This is a genomic window from Micromonospora sp. NPDC000316 (assembly GCF_042898885.1).
GTDB lineage: Bacteria > Actinomycetota > Actinomycetes > Mycobacteriales > Micromonosporaceae > Micromonospora.
Map to the genome: position 1 here is coordinate 1 of NZ_JBIAZG010000032.1, position 15,634 is coordinate 15,634.

Here is a 15,634-nt window from a genome sequence, read left to right on the forward strand (position 1 = left end):
ATCTACGTCGCCCTCTCCACCGGCACCACATTCGCCCCCAGCACCAAATGGCACGACTACTTCGGCCTCAACGGCGAAACCACCCTCTGACCCCGCTTGGGCCACCGGGCGACGTGCGGTCGGTTCAAATGTCCGAGCCCGGGTAGCAGGAAGGCAGGGAGCGAAGGAGGAAACAGACATGAAGGCGTTGACCTGGCAGGGCAAGCGGGACGTACGCGTCGAGGAGGTGCCGGACCCCCGGATCGAGGAGCCCACCGACGCGATCGTGAAGATCACATCGACCGCGATATGCGGCTCCGACCTGCACCTGTACGAGGTGCTGGGGCCGTACCTGAAGCCCGGTGACATTCTGGGCCACGAACCGATGGGCATCGTCGAGGAGGTGGGGTCGGGAGTGACCGGGCTCAAGCCCGGCGACCGCGTGGTGATCCCGTTCAACATCTCCTGCGGCAGTTGCTGGATGTGCAAGCGTCAGCTCTACGCCCAGTGCGAGACCACCCAGGTCACGAGCGAGGGCAAGGGCGCCGCGTTGTTCGGCTACACCTCGCTCTACGGCTCGGTGCCCGGCGGCCAGGCCGAGTACCTGCGCGTCCCGCAGGCCCACTTCGGACCGATCAAGATCCCGCACACCGGCGCAGACGAGCGCTACCTGTACCTGTCCGACATCCTGCCCACCGCCTGGCAGGCCGTGAAGTACGCGGACACCCCGCCCGGCGGCACCCTTGCCGTGTTCGGGCTCGGGCCGGTCGGGCAGTTGTGCGCCCGGATCGGCCGCCACCTCGGCGCCGGCCGCGTCATCGGGCTGGACCTGGTGCCCGAGCGGCTGGACCTCGCCCGCCGGCACGGCATCGAGGTGCTCGACGTCCGCGAGATGTCCGACGTGCCGGGCGCGCTCATCGACCTGGTCGACGGCCGTGGTCCCGACGCGGTGATCGACGCGGTAGGCATGGAGGCGCACGGTTCGCCGATGGGCAAGCTGGCCCAGACCGCCGCAGGACTGCTGCCGGACAAGCTGGCCCAGACGATGACCGACCGGGTGGGCGCGGACCGCCTCTCGGTGCTGCACGCCGCACTCAAGGCGGTCCGTCGCGGCGGCACCGTCTCGGTCTCCGGCGTCTACGGCGGCGAGGCCGACCCGATGCCGCTTATGGAGATGTTCGACAGGGGCATCCAACTGCGCATGGGGCAGTGCCACGTGCGCCGCTGGACCGACGAGATCCTGCCGCTGCTCTCCGGCGACGACGACCCCCTGGGCGTGGAGGACCTGCGGACCCACAGGTTGCCGCTGAGCGACGCGCCGCAGGCGTACGAGATGTTCCAGAAGAAGGAGGACGGCTGCGTCAAGGTGGTGCTCGCACCGTGAACGCACCGCCTCGACGGCTCGGCTGAGCGGCACCGGGGACACCATGTATCGATCAACTCGCATAGGGTGGGGGGCCGGTAAGCGCTTCGGCGCCCCACGACGGGAGAGAAGATTGACTATCCGGCTGAACCGCAGGACAGCGCTCGGGCTCGGAACCGTGGCCACCGCCGGCACGGTGCTCGGCGCCGCGACACCTGCGAGCGCCGAGGTCACCGAGGCCGCTCCGACCACCCCCGCGCGGGCCGCCCGCCGCGTCGCCACCAGCTACACCAAGTTCAGCACGCAGGCCGGGGGCAACTGGCAGGCGTACGTCAGCGTGGCCCGCCCGGACGGCCCGCCGGTGGTCGCCGTGGCGGCCCAGGCCGACCAGCGGATCGAGGCGTACAGCGTCAACAAGATCGCCGTGGCCACGGCGGTCCTGGACAAGATCGACCGAGGGCTTCTCACACTTGACCAGCGGGTCGAGGTGACCGCCGCCATCGTCGTGCCGGGCGGCGACGGCATCTTCAGCCTGGACGGCGCGTACCCCAGCAGCGTGACCCTCGGCCACGTCCTGGCGAACCTGCTCACCGTCTCCGACGACACGGCGGTGCGGCTGTGCGGGTCGGTCTGCCCGGCCGCCGAGCTCAACGCCATCCTGGTCGGCAAGGGCTTCCCGAACACCCAGGTCGAGCCGGTCGCCAACCCGAACCGCTTCTTCCTGGGCACCAGCACCCCCCGCGAGACGCACGACCTGCTGCGCGCCCTGGTCGCCGGCACCCTGCTCTCCCCCGCCTCGACGAGTTTCCTGCTCGGGCTGCTGCGGTCCCCGGTGGCCTTCACCGACGGCATCCGGCGCACCATGTCCTCCGACGACCGGGCTCGCATCGCCAGCAAGGCCGGCTGGTTCGCCGACGCCCGGCACGAGGCGGGCGTGATCTTCGACAGGTCCGGGGCGGCGGTGCTCACCTACGCGCTCTTCGCCGACGGGCAGGCCAACCCGGACGACTTCGGGGCCACCCACCCGGCGGTGCAGGCCCGCGCCTCCATGGGCCCCCGGTTCCTGACCGCTGTGGACCGGATCAGCGGCACGGGCACGGCGTACCGGACGGCAACTCGACGGCCCAGCAACGGCGGCTGACCTGGCGGCGGGCCGGTCGCCGTGCGGCGACCGGCCCGCTCCGGGTGACCGGCGAGGCGCGATCGGTCCCGGGTGACTACCGTGTAGTGCGGACACGGCGGAGGGACGGGGATGGCACCAGCGGATCGTACGGACGGTGAACGGTCGCTCGGGCGACTGCTGCGAGGCTCGGCGGGGCTGGCCGCGGTGGCCGGCCTGGCCTGGGTTGCCCGGGACGTGCCGGCGGCCATCGGCGGCCGACTCACCGGCGCCCGCGCCGAACGGGCGGCCCGCTCGCCGCAGTTCCGCGACGGCACCTTCCACAACCGGGTCGGCACGCGCATGATGGCTGCCGACCCGGGTCGCAACCTGCTCCGCGAACTGATCTTCGGCAAGCAGAAGCGGCGCCCGACCGCGCCCGTGCCGCTGCTGCGCCCGAGTGCGCCGCAGGCCGCCGACACCACCGACGAGCTCAACATCATCTGGTACGGCCACGCCTCGGCGCTCATCGAGATCGAGGGCCGGCGGGTGCTGCTCGACCCCATCTGGAGCGACAGGTGCTCACCGTCCGGGCTGGTCGGCCCCCGTCGGCTGCACGAGCCCCCGGTAGGCCTGGACGAGCTGCCCCCGCTGGACGCCATCCTGATCTCCCACGACCACTACGACCACCTGGACATGGCGACCGTGCAGGCGCTGACGGCCGCGCAGTCCGCACCGTTCCTGGTGCCGCTGGGCGTGGGCGCGCACCTGGACCGCTGGGGCGTACCCGCCGAACGGATCATCGAGCTGGACTGGACCGAGTCGCACCGGGTCGCCGGGCTGGAGATCACCGCCACCGCCGCCCAGCACTTCTCCGGGAGGGGCCTGCGCCGCGACGGCACGCTCTGGAGTTCCTGGGTGGTCGCCGGGGAGCGACGCAGGGTCTTCTACACAGGTGACTCCGGCTACTTCGACGGCTACGCGGAAATCGGCGCGCAGCACGGGCCGTTCGACGTGACGCTCATGCAGATCGGCGCGTACGACAGGGGTTGGCCGACCATCCACATGTTCCCGGAGGAGGCGGTCGACGCCCACCAGGATCTCCGTGGCGGCCTGCTCATCCCGGTGCACTGGGCGACGTTCAACCTGGCCCTGCACGACTGGTCCGAGCCGGTGAACCGGCTGTGGTCGGAGGCGAAGGCCCGCGACGTCCGACTGGCCGTACCCCGCCCGGGCGAGCGGGTGGTCGTCGCCGACCCGCCCGCCGTGGACGGATGGTGGCAGGCGATCGCCTGAGCTCAGAGCACGAAGGCGTCGGTCCAGAGGGCTCCCGACCGGCCGGACAGGGCGTCCAGCATGGCCACCGCCTGACCGTCGGTGAGCTGCGCCACGAAGTCCACGATGGCCCGGCCCCGGGCCCGGCCGATCCGGTCCGGGGTACGCGGATGCAGCTCCGCCTCGGCCAACTCGACCAGGTCGTGCAGCCGGCGAGGCAACCGGGACTCCTCCTCCGGGTCGAGCAGCCACTCCCACAGCGCCTCGACGAGGGTGCCCAGCAGCCGGGCCTGGCCACGCTGGTGCAGGGCGAGATCCGGGCGGGCCAGCACGAACCGGTGGTGGACGAACTTGAGCACCTGCACCTCGTGCCACTGTGCGCAGCCGAGCAGCACATAGCCGGAGCGCACCGACGGCTGGTCGGTCATCGTGATCGCCTCGACGAAGCGGGTGGACCAGCGGGCGGAGAACCGCGAGACGTACTGCTCCGCCTCGATGGAGCCGTCGAACGGCATCGCCAGCAGCCCGTCGACCAGTTCCTCACGTACGTGCTCGACGGCGGCGGCGAACGCGTCGTCGTCGGCGATCCACGCGTCCTTGCGGTGCAGTTGTCGGCGCAGCCGTTCGATGGCCGCGCCGGGGCGGCGGGCCGCGGTGGTAAGCGCCGCGTCGGTGATCGCCCGGAAGTGCCCGCTCTCCCGCTGCCAGGCCATCAACTCGGCGGAGACCGCGCCCTGCTGGAGCACACCGACCCGATAGAAGTCCTCCACGTCGTGGATGGCGTACGCGATGTCGTCGGCGGTGTCCATCACGGACGCCTCCACGGTCTGCTGCCACTCCGGGATGCGCCCCACGAACGGCTCCCGGGCCTGCCGCAGGTCGTCCAGCTCGGTCCGGTACGCGCCGAACTTCAACGAGCCGCTCTCCGGGGCGTCCGGCGGGGGCGTGGCACCGCGCGGCGGCGGATCCAGCAGGCGGGGGTGCGGGTCGGGGTAGTCCAGCCGGGTCCACGGGTACTTCAGCAACGCCGCGCGGACCGCGGCGGTCAGGTCCAGGCCGGTGGTGGCGGCACCCCGGATCTCGGTGCTGGTGACGATCCGGTACGACTGGGCGTTGCCCTCGAAACCGTCGGCGAGGCCGAGGCGCTGGCGGGCCAGCCGGTCCAACACCCGCTCCCCCAGGTGCCCGAACGGCGGGTGACCGAGGTCGTGGGCGAGCGCCGCGGCCTCCACCACGTCCGGGTCGCAGCCGCCGAGCCTGTCCAGCAGGGCACGCCACCTGTCGTCGGCGGTCAGCCGCTCGGCGATCGCCCGAGCCACCTGGGCGACCTTCAGGCTGTGGGTGAGCCGGTTGTGCACGAGCAGGCCGGAGCCGACCGGGCTGATCACCTGGGTGACTCCGCCGAGTCGGGCGAAGAACGGCGAGGCGACGATCCGGTCCCGGTCGGCGCGGAACGGGTTGGCCGCGAGGTCGCCGAGCGCGCGGGCGCTGCCGCCGAAGAGCCGCCGAGCGCGCGGCCCCGCAGGTGTTTCCATGATCGCCACGCTAGCGCAGGCCCGGCCGGGGCGCTGACGCCTCGCCCCGGCCGGGCGCGGGCTCCCGACCGGCCGGGCGGAATGGATCACCCCGGCCGGGCGCGGCGACAGCGCCGGGGAGCGCCCGGCAGAATGCAGGCGGTACCCGCTCTTTGAAGGCGGATCGAGTCGAAGGCGGATCGAGATCGTGACCCAGTCAGTTCATCAGCGGATCGCCGACGAGCTCGGCGTGGCCGAGCGTCAGGTGCGGGCGGCCGTGGAGCTGCTCGACGGCGGCGCCACAGTGCCGTTCATCGCCCGCTACCGCAAGGAGGCCACCGGCCTGCTCGACGACACCCAGCTGCGCACCCTTGAGGAGCGGCTGCGCTACCTGCGGGAGCTGGACGAGCGGCGGGCCGCCGTCCTGGAGTCGATCCGCGGTCAGGGCAAGCTGGACGAGGCCCTCGAAGCGCAGATCATGGCGGCCGACTCGAAGTCCCGGCTGGAGGACATCTACCTGCCGTACAAGCCGAAGCGGCGGACCCGGGCGCAGATCGCCCGCGAGGCCGGGTTGGCGCCGCTTGCCGAGACGCTGCTGGCCGACCCCAGCCAGGACCCGAAGGCCACCGCCGCCGGGTTCGTCGACCCGGAGAAGGGCGTCGCCGACGTCGCCGCCGCGCTGGAGGGCGCCCGGGCGATCCTGATCGAGACCTTCGCCGAGGACGCCGACCTGATCGGCACGCTGCGCGAGCAGATGTGGTCGCGGGGGCGTCTGGCCTCCCGGGTACGCGACGGTCAGGAGACCACCGGCTCGAAGTTCGCCGACTACTTCGACTTTTCCGAGCCGTACCCGAAGCTGCCCTCGCACCGGATCCTGGCGATGTTCCGGGGCGAGAAGGAGGGCGTGCTCGACCTGACCATGGAACCGGAGGAGGCCGGCGAGGCGGACGCCGTACCGACCGGCCCGAGCCGGTACGAGGCGGCAATCGCCGGCCGGTTCGGCGTGTCCGACGCGGGCCGCCCCGCCGACCGCTGGCTGGCCGACACGGTGCGCTGGGCCTGGCGTACCCGAATCCTCATCCACCTCGGTGCGGACCTGCGGATGCGGTTGTGGCAGGCGGCCGAGGAGGAGGCCGTGCGGGTCTTCGCCACCAACCTGCGGGACCTGCTGCTCGCCGCGCCGGCCGGCAGCCGGCCGACGATGGGGTTGGACCCGGGCCTGCGGACGGGCGTGAAGGTGGCAGTGGTGGACGCCACCGGCAAGGTGCTCGCCACCGACACCATCTACCCGCACGAGCCACGCCGGCAGTGGGACGCGTCGGTCGAGACCCTCGCCCGGCTGGCGGGGGCGCACGGCGTCGAGCTGATCGCGATCGGCAACGGCACCGCCTCCCGGGAGACCGACAAGCTGGCCGGCGACCTGATCAAGCGACACCCGCAGCTCAACCTGACCAAGGTGATGGTCTCCGAGGCGGGCGCGTCGGTCTACTCGGCTTCCGCGTACGCCTCGCAGGAGCTGCCGGGAATGGACGTGTCGCTGCGCGGCGCGGTGTCCATCGCCCGCCGGCTCCAGGACCCGCTCGCCGAACTGGTCAAGATCGACCCACGGTCGATAGGCGTCGGGCAGTACCAGCACGACCTGTCCGAGGTGAAGCTGTCCCGCTCCCTGGACGCGGTAGTGGAGGACTGTGTGAACGCCGTCGGCGTGGACGTCAACACCGCCTCCGCGCCGCTGCTGACCCGGGTCTCCGGGATCGGGGCCGGGCTGGCCGAGAACATCGTGCTGCACCGGGACGCCAACGGGCCGTTCCGGTCGCGTACCGAGTTGAAGAAGGTGGCGCGGCTCGGGCCGAAGGCGTTCGAGCAGTGCGCGGGCTTCCTGCGCATCCCCGACGGCGACGACCCGCTGGACTCCTCAAGCGTGCACCCCGAGGCGTACCCGGTGGTGCGCCGCATCCTCTCCACCACCGGGCAGGACCTGCGCTCGGTCATCGGCAAGAGCGGCATCCTGCGTGGGCTGCGGGCGACTGATTTCGTCGACGACCGGTTCGGTCTGCCCACCGTCACCGACATCCTCGCCGAGCTGGAGAAGCCGGGCCGCGACCCGCGACCGGAGTTCCGCACCGCCACATTCGTCGAGGGCGTGGAGAAGATCGGTGACCTGACGCCCGGCATGCTGCTGGAGGGTGTAGTCACAAATGTGGCAGCCTTCGGCGCGTTCGTGGACGTCGGCGTGCACCAGGACGGCCTGGTGCACGTGTCGGCGATGTCCCGGACCTTCGTGAAGGACCCCCGCGAGGTGGTGAAGTCCGGTGACGTGGTGCGGGTCAAGGTGCTCGACGTGGACGTACCCCGCAAGAGGATCTCGCTGACCCTGCGCCTGGAGGACGAGCCGGGCACCGACGCGGGCCGGGGCGGCCGGACCAGCCAGGAGGGTCGCGGCGGCCCGGCCCAACGCGGCCCCGACGGCCAGTCGGGCCAGTCCGGCCAGTCCGGTCGCGGCGGGCAGCAGGGCGGACGCGGCGGACAGGGCGGCGGGCGCGGCGGACAGCCTGGTCACGGCGGGCAGCAGGGCGGGCGCGGCGGACAGGGCGGACGCGGCGGGCAGCAGCGGCAGAGCGCACCGGCACCCGCCAACGACGCGATGGCCGAGGCCCTGCGACGAGCCGGACTGGCCTGATGGGGTCCCTTTGGAGCTGATGCCGCAAACGCATCACGCGGTGATGTCGCCAGCGGCCCACCCGAGTGGCCGGCCCTTTGGAGCTGATGACGTGAACGCATCGCGACGGTGATGTCGTCAACGATTCAGCTCCAAAGGACCGCAGGAGCGGTAGCCGGCCGGGCCTGGGGGGCGCGGCGGCGGCCACGGACAGGTGCAGAGCCGCGCGGACGGCGCGGACGACAAGCGGCGCGTGGCGGCGCAAGCCCGCGCGTGGCGGCGCAAGCCCGCGCGTGGCGGCGCAAGCCCGCGCGTGGCGGCGCAAGCCCGCGCGTGGCGGCGCAAGCCCGCGCGTGGCGGGCGCATGGGCCGCCTGGGGCAGCGTGCCGCCTGGGCCGGCTGGACGGCGTGGGTAGGAGGAAATCGGGTCGCGGGGTGGTAGGGGTCGGGGTGATGATCCCGCGGTGACGATGCACGCCGGTCAGGTCGAGGTGAGCGCGGACGTGGTCGCCGCGCTGGTGGCCGAGAAGTTTCCGCACTGGCGACGGTTGCCGGTGCGCCCGCTCGCCTCCACCGGCACGGTGAACGCCCTGTTCCGGCTGGGCGCGGAGATCGTGCTGCGGTTTCCGCTGCTACCGAACTCCGGTCCGGACCTGCGCGCCGAGCTGCGGCGGGAGCAGGAGCACGCGCGGCTGCTCGCCGCGCACCTGCCGGTGGCGGTGCCGGAGCCGCTCGGCCTGGGCGAACCGGGCGAGGGATACCAGGGGCCGTGGACGGCGTACCGCTGGATCGCTGGCGAGACCGCGCGGGCCGAACGGGTCGGCGGCTCGGACGTCTTCGCCAGCGACCTCGCCGCCGTGGTGGCCGCGCTGCACGGCGTCGGCACCGGCGGGCAGAGTTGGCCCGGGTTCGGCCGGGGCGGGCCGCTGGCCGACCAGGACGCCGACGTGCGGTCGGCGCTCGCCGTCAGCGGCGACCTCGCGGACACCGCCCGGCTCGCCGAGGTGTGGACACGCTGCCGGGACACCCCCCGCCACGACGCCGCCGACGTGTGGATCCACGCCGACCTGATGCCCGGCAACCTGTTGGTACGCGACGGCCGGCTGGTCGCGGTCATCGACCTCGGAGCGGTCGGCGTGGGCGATCCGGCGGTGGACCTCATGCCGGCGTGGAACCTGCTCGATGCCGGGTCGCGGGAGACGTACCGGCGGGCGCTCGGCGTGGACGACGCGACGTGGGAACGCGGACGCGGCTGGGCCCTTCTACAGGCGATAAACGCACTGCACTACTACGTCGAGACCAACCCGGTGATGGCCGACATCGCCCGGCGTACCCTGCGGGCCGTGCTCGACTGAGTCGGGTACCGGGGCCACCCGGGCGGCCGCGTCGTCGCGTACCGTCGGCTCGTGGGCGAGGACGACGGCCGGGAGTGGCGGGAGCGGCAGCAGCACGCGGTACGGGCGCACGCCGACGCGGAGGCGCGGCGACGAGCCACAGAGCAGACGCAGGCGGCTGAGCTGGTGGCCTGGTTCGTGACTGAGGCGACCCGGCGCGGGCTGCCCACAACCCGGCTCGTCGCCCGGGGCTACGACGGGCGCGGACGCTACCGGACCCGGTTGACCGGCTGGTACGTCGACCGGGCCGAGACCCGGGCGGTGGACGTGGCGGGCAGGTTCCACCTGCTGACCGTGTCGGGCGGCCTACGGGCCCGGCTGTTCGGCGTCGACCCGCAGCCCAGCCCGGCCCCGCTTGTCGTCGGGGCGGGTGGGCGCGACGGTGAGTCGATCCCGTTGCGGACCCTGCTCACCCGCCGGCTGGGCGACGGCACGGAGGGGTCGGATTCCGCCGGGCCGGATTCCGCCGCTGGCGTTCGCTAGCGCGCGGCGCGCGAACACTTTCGCGCCCCGGCCCGTGTCGGTTTTCCGACGCGGGCCGGACCGTGTCCGAGCCGGCAGTCATGAGCCCGGTCGGCCCTGATCTCCGTGCGGGCAGTTTCCGCTGCGTGTCGCACACCGAATACAGGTAAAGGTCGTTTGTCCCTAGTAGCGACCTCCTATGATTCATTTATCCCCCCATGAACAGTTCTACCTGAAGGTCCCATTAGTGAATCTCATACGGATTTCCCCCTATCGCCGGCGGCCGCATGCTGCCACCAGGCCACGGTGAGCGTTCCGCTTGCCGGCGGGATCCTGCTCGCGCTCATCGTCGGCACCCTGCTGCAACCGCTGATCCTCCGGCTACTGACCGCGGCCTCGGTCCTCGACATACCGTCCGATCGGTCCTCGCACGACACCCCGATCCCGCGCGGCGGCGGCGTGGGCGTCGCCGTGGCGGCCGGGCTCGCTCTCCTTCTGAACGAGCACGCGCGGTCGATCGCCGTGCCGCTGCTGCTGTTCGCGGCCATCGGCCTCCTGGAGGACATCCGCGGCGTCCCGGTCCGGGTCCGGCTGCTCCTGCAATTGCTCGTTGGCGTGGCCACGAGCCTGGCGTTGGTGCCGGGCGGCCACCCGACGTACCTCCAGGTGGCCCTGGTCGTCGCCCTCGCGGCGTGGCTGACCGCCTACGTGAACGCCTTCAACTTCATGGACGGCATCAACGGGATCTCGGCCGTCCACGCGATCCTCGCCGGGTTGGTGTACGCCGCCCTCGGCGTGCTGCGGGACCTTCCGCTGCTCACCGCCAGCGGCAGCCTGATCGCCGCCGCGTCCCTGACCTTCCTGCCGTGGAACGCCTGGGTCGCCCGGGTGTTCCTCGGTGACGTCGGGTCGTACGCCCTCGGTGGCGCGTTCGGTGCGCTCGCCGCGTACGCGATCGTGCGCGGCATCCCGCCGGAGGCAGCCGTGGCGCCGCTCGCCCTCTATCTCGCCGACACTGGCTGGACGCTGCTGCGCCGCATCCGTAACGGCGAAGCCTGGTACCGCCCCCACCGCAACCATGCCTACCAGCGGTTGACCGACAGCGGGTGGTCACATCAACAGGTCACCGCGCTGACCGCCGGCATCGGCGCAACCGTCGCCGCCTGCCTGGTGGCCGCGTCCTTCAGCGGGCCACTTCTCCGCGCCGCGCTCGATGTCACGGCCGTCGCCATCCTCGCTGGCTATCTCGCCGCCCCCGCGTGGCTCGCAGCCCAGCGGTCAGGGCCCCCAACAGACGAAAGGCCGATCCATGCCAGAACTGTCAACTCCCCGAGTCGGTGACCTGGACGGCCGCAGGCCCCAGCCGGTCAAGCGGATCGCGGTACTCGGCAGCAGCGGCTTCGTCGGTCGGGCGGTAGTCGCCGAGCTCCGCAGCCGGGGCGTCGAGGTCCAACCGGTGCCCGCGCCGCGCCTGTCGTGGCCGCTCGCCCAGGCCTCCCGCGTCGATTCGGTGCCTACGGGTCGGTACGACGAGGTGGTCGCCGACCTCGCCCGACACCTCGACGGTGCGCAGGTCGTGATCAACACTGCCGGGTTGCCGAACGGGTCCGCCCCGGACAGCGCGGAGTTGTACGGGTGCAACGCGCTACTGCCCACACTGGTCGCCCGAGCCAGCGCCCTGATCGGCGCCACGCGCATGGTGCACGTCAGCTCGGCAGCGGCGCAGGGGGCGATGGCGCTCGATGAGACCGCACGGACGATGCCCTTCTCCCCGTACTCGCGCTCCAAGGCGATCGGCGAGCGCATGCTGCGCCACGAGGACTGCATCGACACCGTCATCTACCGGTCGACATGGGTCCACGACGTGGACCGACCGAACACCCGCGCGCTCGTCCGGCTCGCCCAGTCACGGTTGAGCTGCGTCGCCGGGGCAGGTGACGCGCCGACGCCACAGGTCCTCATCGAGGACGTCGTCGCCTCGATCGTCCACCTCGGCCTCGTGAACGGACCGGTGCCGCCCATCGTGCTGCAACCTCCCAACGGGATGACGACAGGGCTCCTGCTCCGCCTGCTCGGTGGCCGCGAGCCACGGCACATCCCCGCGCGGCTGGCACGGTACGCGACGAGCGGCATCAACGCGTACGGGAAGACGAGCCTGCGGGCCAACGCGCACGCGCGGCGCGTGGACATGCTTCTGTTCGGCAAGCCGCAGGTGCCCGGCTGGCTGGCCGAGCAGGGGCTGGCGCCACAGCTGCGCCCCGAGGCGTGGGAGCGGCTCAGGACAGCTGGCAGCCCCCAGGCGTCCGCCGCCGGCGTGGACAGCGTCGCGCGTCCGAGAGCCGGCGAATCGCAACCGCACGACATCGACGAGTCGGCGGCCGAGCGATCCAGCCGGGCGGACGCGACCCGAGGCATCTGACGCATCCACTCCCCCACCAGGAAGGTTCTCCATGGCTCTCACCCGAGTGTCGGGCAAGGACGGGTCGATCGTGGCCAGGTGGTCGGTTCGGGCCGTGGTGGTGACGTCATGAGAATCGGGATCATCACCCAGTGGTACGACCCCGAGGGTGGCTCGGCCGTCCTGCCGGGGATCATCAGCCGGTCGCTCGCCGCGCTCGGGCACGAGGTGCACGTGCTCACCGGCTTCCCGAACTATCCGTCCGGCCGGCTGTCTCCGGGTTACCGCGTTCGCCCGTACCAGTTCGAGATGATGAACGGGATCTCGGTGCACCGGGTTCCGCTGGTGCCCAGTCACGATCGCTCGGCCATCGGGCGGGCTGCCAACTATCTCAGCTTCGCGGCGTCGACGGCGGTCCGGCTGGACCTGCTGCGCAAGGTGGACGTGTGGCTTGTCTACTCGTCGCCGGCGACGGTGGCGCTGCCCGCGATCATCGCCCGACGGCTGCACGGCCGCCCGTACGTGATCCTCATGGAGGACCTCTGGCCGGACACCCTGGCGGAGAGCGACTACGTCCGCCCCGGCCGGCGCACCGACCTGATAATCCGTTCCCTGCACCGGTTCTGTGACGCGGCGTACCGCTCGGCGTCGTCGGTGGCCGTCATCGCGCCCGGGATGGCCGACATCCTGGCCAGTCGCGGGGTCCCTCGGGATAAGGTCTCGGTCGTCTACAACTGGGTCGACGAGCGTGTCTTCCGGCCGAGACCACCCGATCCGCAGTTGGCGGCCACCCTCGGGCTGCAGGGTTTCGTCGTCATGTACGCGGGGAGCATGGGGAACCTCCAGGGGCTCGACGTCGCCGTCGACGCGTTGGAGTATCTCGCCGACATCCCGGACCTAACGCTGGTGTTCGCCGGCAGCGGCGTCGAGGAGGCCCGGCTGCGCGAGCGGGCCGCTCGGTACGCGCCCGGCCGGGTGGTCTTCCTCGGCCAGCAACCGCTCGAACGGATGGTCGAGTTGATGCCACTCGGCGACGTCCAGTTGATCTCCCTGCGCGACCAGCCCTTCCTCCGCTCGATCATGCCCAGCAAGGTGCAGAGCACGCTCGCCTGCGGACGTCCCATCGTGGCCGCGTTGGCCGGCGACGCCGCTCGACTCGTCGACGAGTCCGGCGCCGGTTTCGTGGCCCCGCCCGGGGATGCTCCGGCGCTGGCCGACGCGATCCGCCGAATGTACGAGTTGGGCCCCGCAAAGCGCGAGGAGCTGGGCCGCAGCGGCCGGGAGTTCTACCTGGAACGGCTCTCGGAGCGGGTAGGCAGCATCGCGCTCGCCAGCCACCTGGAGAAAGCGGTCGCTGGGCGGCCAGCGGCGTAACCGGATGTTTGGCTCAGATAACCCCGAAACCCGCCACCTGTATCGCTTTGCCATGTAACAAGGACAAGGAGCATCAAAACTCCTTCTGCCGGGCGGCGGAAGCGGTCGGATGACGGAACAGGGAGCCAATACATGCCGCAGGACACGGAGCACACAGAGCGGTCGGACCAACGGGCGCGGCGGGCCAGGGCACGTCGTCGCGCCGCCGGATTCCTCGCGATCGACACCACCGCCTGGGTCGGCGGTCTGGTCGCGGCCGCCTGGACCCGGTTCGAGTTCCAACTTCCGCCCGGCCAACTGGGGAGGGCCGCCGCGGTCGGAGCAGTGGCAGCGCTCCTGCACGTGGCGGTGGCGGCGCTGCGCCGGCTCTACTCCGGTCGGCACCCGCTGGGTAGCCTCCAGGAGGTGCAGGGTGTAGCCGGCACCACCATCACCACCGCCGGCCTCCTGCTGCTCGGCCTGATCCCGTCCACCGACCGGCCGGTCCCCGCCAGCACACCGCTGGTCGGTGGAGCGCTCGCCCTGCTGTTCATGCTCGGCGCCCGGTTCGCGTACCGGCACCGGCGCGACCTCGCCATGCGCCCGGATGTCCGGTCGTCGACGCCGGTGCTGCTGTTCGGGATGGGTGACGCTGGCCAGGGGCTGCTCCGTGCCATGCTCAGCGACCCGCGCGGGCGGTACCTTCCGGTCGGCGCGCTGGACGACGATCCGGACAAGCGCGACCTGCGCATCGGCGGAGTACGTGTGCTGGGTGGCCGCCACGATGTGGCAGCCTGCGTCCGGCGTACCAGCGCCAGCGCCGTCATCTTCTCGGTGGCCAACGCGGACGCCGCGCTGATCCGCCAGATCCGCGAGGCCACCCTCGGGGCGGGCGCGGTGTTCAAGGTGCTGCCCCCGGTGCGGGACCTGGTCGACCACCGCATCACCGTCACCGACGTCCGGGACGTGCAGATCGACGACCTGCTCGGCCGCCGCCAGGTGATCGGTGACCTGCCGCTGAGCACCAACAGCCTGACCGGGCGGCGGATCCTGGTCACCGGCGCCGGCGGGTCGATCGGCTCTGAGCTCTGCCGCCAGGTGATGAAGGCCAACCCGGGCGAGCTGATGATGCTGGACCGGGACGAGTCCGCCCTGCACAGCCTTCAGATGTCGCTCGCCGGTCGGGCCATGTTGGACGGCCCCGAACTGATCCTCGCCGACCTGCGGGACGACGAGGGAATCCGGCGGATCATCCGGGAACGCCGTCCGGAGATCATCTTTCATGCGGCGGCGCTCAAGCACCTGACCCTGCTGGAACGGCACCCGGGTGAGGCGGTCAAGACCAATGTCTGGGGCACGCTCTCGGTGTTGGACGCCTGCAAGGACGTGGCGAAGTTCGTGAACATCTCCACGGACAAGGCAGCCGACCCGATAAGCGTTCTCGGCTACTCGAAGCGGATCACCGAGCGGCTGACCGCGCACGCCGCCTCCCGGTTCCCGGGAACGTTCCTCAGCGTCCGGTTCGGTAACGTGCTGAGCAGCCGCGGTTCCGTGGTGACGGCCTTCCAACGCCAGATCGAGGCCGGCAACCCGCTGACCGTCACACACCCGGACGTAAGCCGTTACCTGATGACCCTTCAGGAAGCCGTCCACCTGGTGCTCCAGGCCACCGAGATCGGCCGGGACGGCGAGGCGCTGGTGCTCGACATGGGCGATCCGGTCCGGATCCTCGACCTCGCTCGCCAGATGGCGGACCACGCGTCCAGCTCGGTGCCGATCGTCTACACCGGTCTGCGTCCCGGCGAGAAGCTGCACGAGGTTCTGCTGGGCACCGGCGAGGTCGACACTCGGCCGTTCCACCCCCTGGTGTCACATGTGGCCGTGCCGGCGCTCGACCCGTTGGAGGCCAGTGGGATCGACCCGTTCGACGACCCGGCGAAAGTCGTCGAACAGCTCGCCCGGCTCTGCACCCAGCCGCCCGCGACCATCATCCACGACGCGGCGGTGCCGATGCCCCGCTGAGCCGGCCTTGCGGGCTCGGCGACTAGTGCCTCGTCTTTGAACGTTGATCGTGTAATCCGTTGGTTCTGAGGATGTGTCGGGCAGGCTGTCTCCCATCGTTTCTGGTCTGGGAGGTG

The 15,634-nt window shown here is 71.6% G+C and carries 11 protein-coding genes; 10 read left to right on the top strand and 1 reads right to left on the bottom strand.

Annotation, left to right across the window (positions count from 1 at the left end; translation table 11 throughout):
• Window positions 1-178: 178 nt before the first annotated feature.
• From ACFY2Q_RS29050 to ACFY2Q_RS29060, 3 genes are all read left to right on the top strand, one after another.
• Window positions 179-1,363 carry a zinc-dependent alcohol dehydrogenase gene (locus ACFY2Q_RS29050; RefSeq protein ID WP_387135775.1) on the top strand — a complete coding sequence of 395 codons (1,185 nt, stop codon included), beginning with the start codon at window positions 179-181 and terminating at the stop codon, window positions 1,361-1,363.
• Between the two features lie 112 nt (window positions 1,364-1,475).
• Window positions 1,476-2,483: a serine hydrolase gene (locus tag ACFY2Q_RS29055; protein WP_387135777.1), complete on the top strand. Its 1,008-nt coding sequence runs from the start codon at window positions 1,476-1,478 to the stop codon at window positions 2,481-2,483.
• Window positions 2,484-2,594: 111 nt separating this feature from the next.
• Window positions 2,595-3,737: an MBL fold metallo-hydrolase gene (locus ACFY2Q_RS29060; RefSeq protein ID WP_387135779.1), complete on the top strand. Its 1,143-nt coding sequence runs from the start codon at window positions 2,595-2,597 to the stop codon at window positions 3,735-3,737.
• Between the two features lie 2 nt (window positions 3,738-3,739).
• Here ACFY2Q_RS29060 and ACFY2Q_RS29065 read toward each other — a convergent pair whose 3' ends face one another.
• Window positions 3,740-5,251 carry a deoxyguanosinetriphosphate triphosphohydrolase family protein gene (locus ACFY2Q_RS29065; RefSeq protein ID WP_387135781.1) on the bottom strand — a complete coding sequence of 504 codons (1,512 nt, stop codon included), beginning with the start codon at window positions 5,249-5,251 and terminating at the stop codon, window positions 3,740-3,742.
• 187 nt (window positions 5,252-5,438) lie between these two features.
• Here ACFY2Q_RS29065 and ACFY2Q_RS29070 point away from each other — a divergent pair, with 187 nt between their 5' ends.
• The 7 genes from ACFY2Q_RS29070 to ACFY2Q_RS29100 all read left to right on the top strand — a co-directional run bounded on the left by ACFY2Q_RS29070 (window position 5,439) and on the right by ACFY2Q_RS29100 (window position 15,518).
• Window positions 5,439-7,910, top strand: coding sequence for a Tex family protein (locus ACFY2Q_RS29070; protein ID WP_387135783.1), 2,472 nt, complete (start codon window positions 5,439-5,441; stop codon window positions 7,908-7,910).
• A 449-nt stretch (window positions 7,911-8,359) separates the two neighbouring features.
• On the top strand, window positions 8,360-9,244 hold the full coding sequence (locus ACFY2Q_RS29075) for an aminoglycoside phosphotransferase family protein (protein ID WP_387135795.1): 885 nt from the start codon (window positions 8,360-8,362) through the stop codon (window positions 9,242-9,244).
• Window positions 9,245-9,295: 51 nt separating this feature from the next.
• Window positions 9,296-9,766, top strand: coding sequence for a hypothetical protein (locus ACFY2Q_RS29080; protein ID WP_387135785.1), 471 nt, complete (start codon window positions 9,296-9,298; stop codon window positions 9,764-9,766).
• A gap of 285 nt (window positions 9,767-10,051) precedes the next feature.
• Window positions 10,052-11,086 (top strand): hypothetical protein, encoded by a 1,035-nt coding sequence (locus ACFY2Q_RS29085; RefSeq protein WP_387135787.1) that lies wholly within the window; start codon window positions 10,052-10,054, stop codon window positions 11,084-11,086.
• Complete coding sequence (locus tag ACFY2Q_RS29090) at window positions 11,055-12,164, top strand: NAD-dependent epimerase/dehydratase family protein (protein WP_387135789.1); 1,110 nt, start codon at window positions 11,055-11,057, stop codon at window positions 12,162-12,164. The genes ACFY2Q_RS29085 and ACFY2Q_RS29090 overlap by 32 nt, the downstream gene beginning before the upstream one ends.
• 108 nt (window positions 12,165-12,272) lie before the next feature.
• Window positions 12,273-13,517 carry a glycosyltransferase family 4 protein gene (locus tag ACFY2Q_RS29095; RefSeq protein WP_387135791.1) on the top strand — a complete coding sequence of 415 codons (1,245 nt, stop codon included), beginning with the start codon at window positions 12,273-12,275 and terminating at the stop codon, window positions 13,515-13,517.
• A gap of 132 nt (window positions 13,518-13,649) precedes the next feature.
• Window positions 13,650-15,518, top strand: a complete 1,869-nt coding sequence (locus ACFY2Q_RS29100) for a polysaccharide biosynthesis protein (protein WP_387135793.1) — start codon at window positions 13,650-13,652, stop codon at window positions 15,516-15,518.
• Window positions 15,519-15,634 lie beyond the last annotated feature (116 nt).